Source organism: Leclercia sp. (genome assembly GCF_036780805.1).
Taxonomy (GTDB): domain Bacteria; phylum Pseudomonadota; class Gammaproteobacteria; order Enterobacterales; family Enterobacteriaceae; genus Enterobacter.
In genome coordinates this window covers 106026-112339 of the sequence record NZ_DAIQCE010000013.1, presented here as the reverse complement: position 1 = coordinate 112339, position 6314 = coordinate 106026, and the positions used below count along the sequence as shown (strand labels likewise).

The following is a 6314-nucleotide window of genomic DNA, read 5'->3' as shown; positions in this document are numbered from 1 at the left end:
CCGAATGCGGCAGCGCCAGGCCCAGCGCTTCGGCCACCACCTGGGAGGTGCCTGCGGTGCCGAGGAACTGGCAGCCGCCGCCCGGCGAAGCGCAGGCACGGCAGCCCAGCTCGGCGGCCTCCTGCAAGGAGAGTTCATGGTTGGCGTAACGCGCCCCGATGGTCTGCACCTTCCCGGCATCTTCGCCGAAGGTGGGCGGCAGCGTGGCCCCGCCCGGCACCAGAATGGTCGGCAGGTTGTGCATAGACGCCAGCGCAATCATGGTGGCGGGCAGGCCTTTGTCGCAGGTGGCGACGCCAATCACCGCCCGCCGCGTGGGCAGGGAGCGGATCAGCCGACGAAACACAATCGCCGCATCGTTTCGGTACGGCAGGGAGTCAAACATGCCGTGCGTGCCCTGGGAGCGCCCGTCGCAGGGGTCGCTGACAAAGGCGGCAAAGGGGATCCCGCCGTTGCGGGTGATCTCTTTTGCCGCGGCCTGCATCTGCAGGCCAATCTCCCAGTGCCCGGTGTGGTAGCCCAGCGCCACCGGGCGGCCATCCCCCGCGCGGATCCCGCCCTGGGTGCCGATAATCAGCACCTCTTTGCCGGTGAGCTTATTGGCATCCCAGCCCATTCCGGCGTTCTGGGTCATGCCAAACAGGTTGCCGCTCGGGGATTCCATCAGCATCTGCGGGGTCAGGGGCAATGCCCCCTGCGGCCCGGCCGCGTGGGTGATCACCGAATAGAAGGCGTCATCCTGCGGGGTAAAAATCTTCTCTATCGACATCGTGACCTTCCGGTTCAGCAGAGCTTGAGCTGTTGCAGCAGCGCTTTCAGCTGCGCCTTGCGCGATTCATCCAGCGGCCCGGCAGGCGGCAGCACGTGGGTGGAGACCGGGCCCACGCAGAGCGCAATCGCCTCTTTAATCACGTTCACGAACGGGGCATCCAGCTGATACATCTGCGGGATTTGCAGCATCGTCTGATGATAGTGCGCGGCCTGCGCCAGATCGCCGTCGCGGAAGGCCTGCAGCAGGTTGACCGAAACCTGCGGGGCAAAGTTGCCGCTGGCCGAAATCGCCCCATCGCCGCCCAGCAGCAGGGTATTGAACAGGTGATCGTCATAGCCGCACAGCACCACAAAGTCCGGGTGCGCCGCCTTAACGGTGAGGATCATGCTGCGCACATGGGCCACGGAGTCGATGGTGTCTTTGATCCCGACGATATTGCGGCGGGCGTCCACCAGGGTTTTGACCAGCTGCGGGGTCAGATCCTGCCCGGTCAGGGCCGGGAAGTTATAGAGGATCACCGGCAGGGTGACGCTGTCGGCCACCTGCTCGAAGTAGCGGATCAGGTTCGCTTCAGAGACTTTCCAGTAGTAGGGGTTGATCACCACAATGCCATCTGCGCCAATCTGCTGCGCGTGCTGGCTCAGCGCGATGGTCTCCCGGGCGTTGGTGCCGCCAGTGCCGATCAGCACCGGCACCCGGCGATCCACATGGGCGACGGCAAACTCGGCGATCGCCTTGCGTTCGTCGGTGCTGAGCTGGGAAAACTCCCCACCGCTGCCGAGGAAAAACAGGCCATTAACGCCGGCGTCGATCATGCTGTCGATTAACGCGGCGGTACCGGCTTTATCCAGTGTGCCCTCGGCGGTGAAAATAGTGGAGACGGGGGGAATAATCCCCGAGAACTGTACAGTCTGCTGCATGCGATCTCCTTGCTGACTCATTTTGTTCTACATTATAGAACAGCGTTCGTTTATTTAACGATCATACTATGACGCAGAAAAAGCGCAGGACAATGGGAGGAGGAGAAGGAGTGCGGGAAATTTAAGCTGGATCACATTCTATAAGAGTGCGGCTTGATGCCCTCACCCTAACCCTCTCCCACAGGGAGAGGGAACTTTGACTCCCTCTCCCCTGGGGAGAGGGCTGGGGTGAGGGGAAATTACCCCACCAACATCTTAACAACCACCTTGCGCACCTGCGCCGGGTTGCCCACCGCGCACAGCGGTTTGTGGACTTCGCCCGGGTAGAAGACCACGAAGTCGCCTTCGTTCAGCACCACAGTCTTCTCCTGCTCGCCTTCCGGCAGAAACGCGATGTCTTTATCCGCCAGCCAGTCGGTGTCCGGCGTGCCGTTTGGCAGGGTGCTGAAGGTCATCCCTTCCTGGCCTTTCAGCACGATCTGGATATCCAGATAGCGGGCGTGATACTCCGCGCGACGCTCGGCGAACGGCTGGGTCATGTCTTCGGAGACCAGATAGAACAGGTTGTTGCCGTCAATATCGTGCTTGCCGGTTGGGGTCGCGTCAGTCACGTTTGCTTTGACGTGTTCGATCGCCTGACGCAGCGGTAGCGGCAGCCAGGACTGGAGGTTGTGAATGTTGCCAACGATCATGGTGAAATCCTCAATATAAAACATCGTTTCATTTTCAACTTTTATACGAGAATTTCAGCTGCCATACCACCCCTTTTTGTCCGGGATTTGCTCTTGCGCATAACCATGCATGCCTAATCGTTTACCTTGCGTAAAGTGTGCATTATTCGCTTGATCCGCGATTCAGGCTGCGTATAATGCCCCACAATTTGCCAGGAGGAAGCATGCTCAAACATGTTCGACAGAGTGCCGTAGCGCGTCTTAAAACAGACGCTGGCCTGCCGTTTTTCTTCCATTTGCAATCCCTATTCCAGAAGCCCCTCATTTGAGGGGCTTTTTTTTGCCCGGCGTCAGGAGATAAAAATGAATCCGCTTTATCAAAAACACATCATTTCCATCAACGACCTCAGCCGTGAAGAGCTGGAGCTGGTTCTGGCAACCGCGGCAAAACTGAAAGCCAATCCACAGCCGGAGCTGCTGAAGCACAAAGTGATCGCCAGCTGCTTCTTTGAGGCCTCCACCCGGACCCGCCTGTCGTTTGAGACCTCCATCCACCGCCTGGGCGCCAGCGTGGTGGGCTTCTCCGACAGCAGCAACACCTCGCTGGGCAAAAAAGGCGAGACCCTGGCGGACACCATCTCGGTGATCAGCACCTACGTTGACGCCATCGTGATGCGCCACCCGCAGGAGGGCGCCGCGCGTCTGGCGACCGAGTTCTCGGGCGGTATTCCGGTGCTGAACGCCGGAGACGGGGCTAATCAGCACCCGACCCAGACCCTGCTGGATCTGTTCACCATTCAGGAGACCCAGGGCCGTCTGGAGAACCTGAACATCGCCATGGTCGGCGACCTGAAATATGGCCGCACCGTCCACTCCCTGACCCAGGCGCTGGCGAAGTTTAACGGCAACCGCTTCTACTTCGTCGCCCCGGAGGCGCTGGCGATGCCGCAGTACATCCTCGATATGCTCGATGAGAAAGGCATTCAGTGGAGCCTGCACACCAGCATCGAAGAGATGATGGCCGAAGTGGATATTCTCTATATGACCCGCGTGCAGAAAGAGCGTCTGGATCCGTCGGAGTACGCCAACGTGAAGGCGCAGTTCGTCCTGCGCGCCAGCGACCTCGAGGGCGCGCGCAGCAACATGAAGGTGCTGCACCCGCTGCCGCGTATCGATGAGATCACCACCGACGTGGATAAAACGCCGCACGCCTGGTACTTCCAGCAGGCCGGGAACGGCATCTTCGCCCGCCAGGCGTTACTGGCACTGGTTCTGAATCGCGACTTAGCTCTGTAAGGGGAAATGACCATGACACACGATAACAAACTCCAGGTCGAAGCCATCAAGCGTGGCACCGTAATTGACCACATCCCTGCGCAGGTGGGCTTTAAGCTGCTGACCCTGTTCAAACTGACCGAAACCGACCAGCGCATCACCATCGGCCTGAACCTGCCGTCGGGCGAGATGGGCCGCAAGGACCTGATCAAGATCGAGAACACCTTCCTGACCGACGAGCAGGTTAACCAGCTGTCGCTCTACGCGCCGGAAGCAACGGTGAACCGCATCGACGACTACGAAGTGGTGGGCAAATCCCGCCCCAGCCTGCCGGAACGCATCGAGAGCGTGCTGGTCTGCCCGAACAGCAACTGCATCAGCCATGCTGAGCCGGTTAACTCCAGTTTTGCAGTGAAAAAACGCGCCAATGACATCGCACTCAAGTGTAAATACTGCGAAAAAGAGTTTTCGCATAATGTGGTGCTGGCCAACTAATCCGGGTGGTAAAGCATGCCTGCCTCTTTATAATGGCAGGCATACTCACAACGCTGTAATTCAGGAGAAATCATGACCAAAGTACTCGCGACGGAAAATGCACCTGCAGCTATCGGCCCCTACGTTCAGGGCGTTGATCTGGGCAGCATGATCATCACTTCCGGCCAGATCCCGGTGAACCCAAAAACCGGTGAAGTGCCGGAAGATGTCTCTGCGCAGGCGCGTCAGTCGCTGGAAAACGTCAAAGCGATCGTGGAATCCGCTGGCCTGAAAGTGGGCGATATCGTCAAAACCACGGTATTCGTAAAAGATCTCAACGACTTCGCTACCGTTAACGCCACCTACGAAGCCTTCTTCACCGAGCACAACGCCAGCTTCCCGGCGCGCTCCTGCGTGGAAGTGGCACGTCTGCCAAAAGACGTGAAAATCGAAATTGAAGCGATTGCCGTGCGTCGCTAATCGTTAATTGTGATCTGCAAAAGGCGGCCCTGGCTGCCTTTTTTATTTGCGCAATACACAGCCACAAATAACCTTCAAGCCTTTTCCCTACTCTTTTTCATCACCGCCTTAAATGACTAATTTTTTATTCCGTATGACACTGAGTTTGCCCAGGAGTTATTAATCCCCTTTAATGGAATAAAAAAATGAAATTATCAAAAATTGCATTAGCGCTAGCCACACTCACGGTTGCGTCATCCGCTTTAGCACACGGTTATGTAGAATCCCCCGCCAGCCGCGCTTATATGTGCAAGCTGGGTAAAAATATTGATTGCGGCTCCGTACAATGGGAACCCCAGAGCGTAGAACGCACCTCTGGCTTCCCGACGGGTGCCCTGCCGCCGGATGGTCAGCTGGCCAGCGCCGGTATTTCTCAATATTCTCAGCTCGATCGCCAGAGCCTGAATGCCTGGACTAAAACGCCGATTACTGCCGGTAAAAATACCTTCACCTGGTATCACACCGCGCCGCATAAGACCGTTAACTGGCGTTGGTATATGACGAAACAGGACTGGAATCCAAATAAACCGCTGACCCGCGATCAATTTGAATCCACGCCATTCTGTACCGTAAATGGTAATGGGCTGGCACCAGCTCAACGTCAGGGAATGACCTGTAATGTGCCACAACGTACCGGCTACCAGGTTATTTACGCGGTATGGGAAATTGCGGATACCACAAACAGCTTCTACCAGGCGATCGACGTCGATTTTGGCAACGCCAGCTCCGATAATTCAGGTGCTACCGACGACACGCCAGCCGTGGTGTCCGAGTGGACCCAAACCCTGAACGGCCAGATCGCGGGTAACAACGTCAACGCAGGCGACAAAGTGATCGCTCGCTTCTTCGACGCCAACGGCGAAGTGACCTCCATGCGTACCGAGCTGACCGTGGCCTCTGCTTCCCAGGGCCAGGCAAGCCAGTGGGCATTTGACCTGGCGCAGGCCATCAACGCTGCACAAAGCGATGTGCGTGTCGGTATGAAAGATGAAAGCGGCGTGGTCAACCCGGTTCACGGAGCCAACAACGTCTACGTGAAAGACGGCAGCACCCTGAAATCTGTCGCTGTCTCTTATGAAGAGCAGCAGACTCAGGCCAGCGAAGCTATCGCGGTGACCAACGTTCGGTTCTCTAAGATCAAGAACGGCGCGGCAACCGTGACCTTCCACGTCAATACCCAAGGTAACGTGAGCGTCGAGGCACATGCGATGAACCACGCGGGCGCAGAGAAAGGTTACCTGAAGCAGGAGATGAACAACGCTAACCAGGATGTCACCATGAACCTGGCGGACGTCACTGCCGGTCACCACATGCTGAAATACTACGCCACCAACCAAGATGGCACCCTGTTCGCGCAGGATGTGATCGATATGATGCTGGAAAACGAAGCGTCGTCCAGCACCGGTACAACCGGCAAATACGATTACACCTTCCCGCAGAACATTGCCTCTTATAAAGCCGGTACCGTGGTTCTGCAGCCGAAGAATGGTAAAACGTACCAGTGTAAGAAAGCGCCGTACAACGGCTACTGCATCCAGTATGCAGCAGGGGCTAACCAGTTCGAACCGGGTGTAGGTTCCCACTGGACCATGGCGTGGACCCTGAAGAACTAAGTTGTTAGATTGGCCGGTGAACAGGTCTGTGCGGCCTGTTTGCCGGGGGCGCTTCGCTTGCCCGGCCTAC

General features: G+C 57.4%; 7 protein-coding genes and 1 pseudogene. 5 read left to right on the top strand and 3 right to left on the bottom strand.

Features of this window, described 5'->3' with window-relative positions:
• From yagF to V7Q49_RS20825, 3 genes and pseudogenes are all read right to left on the bottom strand, one after another.
• A pseudogene (gene yagF, locus V7Q49_RS20835) lies at positions 1 to 769 on the bottom strand (xylonate dehydratase YagF); the annotation flags it as partial.
• Positions 770 to 783: 14 nt separating this feature from the next.
• Positions 784 to 1692: a dihydrodipicolinate synthase family protein gene (locus tag V7Q49_RS20830; protein ID WP_333854819.1), complete on the bottom strand. Its 909-nt coding sequence runs from the start codon at positions 1690 to 1692 to the stop codon at positions 784 to 786.
• Between the two features lie 239 nt (positions 1693 to 1931).
• Positions 1932 to 2384: a YhcH/YjgK/YiaL family protein gene (locus tag V7Q49_RS20825; RefSeq protein WP_333854818.1), complete on the bottom strand. Its 453-nt coding sequence runs from the start codon at positions 2382 to 2384 to the stop codon at positions 1932 to 1934.
• 176 nt (positions 2385 to 2560) lie between these two features.
• On the opposite strand from V7Q49_RS20825, the gene V7Q49_RS20820 reads away from it, so the two are divergent.
• The 5 genes from V7Q49_RS20820 (at position 2561) to gbpA (ending at position 6244) form a co-directional block, all read left to right on the top strand.
• Positions 2561 to 2692, top strand: coding sequence for a pyrBI operon leader peptide (locus V7Q49_RS20820; protein WP_442913086.1), 132 nt, complete (start codon positions 2561 to 2563; stop codon positions 2690 to 2692).
• Between the two features lie 34 nt (positions 2693 to 2726).
• Positions 2727 to 3659 (top strand): aspartate carbamoyltransferase, encoded by a 933-nt coding sequence (gene pyrB, locus V7Q49_RS20815; RefSeq protein WP_333854816.1) that lies wholly within the window; start codon positions 2727 to 2729, stop codon positions 3657 to 3659.
• 12 nt (positions 3660 to 3671) lie between these two features.
• Complete coding sequence (pyrI, locus tag V7Q49_RS20810) at positions 3672 to 4133, top strand: aspartate carbamoyltransferase regulatory subunit (protein ID WP_103823058.1); 462 nt, start codon at positions 3672 to 3674, stop codon at positions 4131 to 4133.
• A gap of 72 nt (positions 4134 to 4205) precedes the next feature.
• Positions 4206 to 4592, top strand: coding sequence for a 2-iminobutanoate/2-iminopropanoate deaminase (gene ridA, locus V7Q49_RS20805; RefSeq protein WP_039030594.1), 387 nt, complete (start codon positions 4206 to 4208; stop codon positions 4590 to 4592).
• Between the two features lie 185 nt (positions 4593 to 4777).
• Entirely contained in the window at positions 4778 to 6244 is a 1467-nt protein-coding gene (gbpA, locus tag V7Q49_RS20800) for an N-acetylglucosamine-binding protein GbpA (RefSeq protein WP_333854815.1), read from the top strand.
• Positions 6245 to 6314: the final 70 nt, after the last annotated feature.